The 228-nt window shown below is 49.6% G+C and carries 1 pseudogene; it reads left to right on the top strand.

The window, feature by feature from the left end:
• Positions 1-228, top strand: a pseudogene (locus tag LJE08_RS14600) (type I glyceraldehyde-3-phosphate dehydrogenase); the annotation flags it as partial.

Genomic DNA, 228 nt, shown 5'->3' with positions numbered 1-228 from the left:
CCTCACTCTTCTGGTGCTGCCAAGGCTATCGGCCTGGTTATTCCAGAACTGAACGGTAAGCTGTCCGGTCACGCACAACGTGTTGGTGTTGTTGATGGCTCCCTGACTGAACTTGTTTCCATTCTGGACAAGAAGGTTACGGTTGACGACGTAAACAATGCTATGAAGAAGGCAACTGAAGGCAACGAAGCCTTTGGTTACACTGAAGACCCAATCGTATCTTCCGAC

The sequence above is a fragment of the Holdemanella sp. DFI.5.55 genome (assembly GCF_020593575.1).
GTDB lineage: Bacteria > Bacillota_I > Bacilli_A > Erysipelotrichales > Erysipelotrichaceae > Holdemanella > Holdemanella hominis.
Note: the sequence above shows the minus strand (reverse complement) of the source record. Positions and strands in the feature narration are given on the sequence as shown.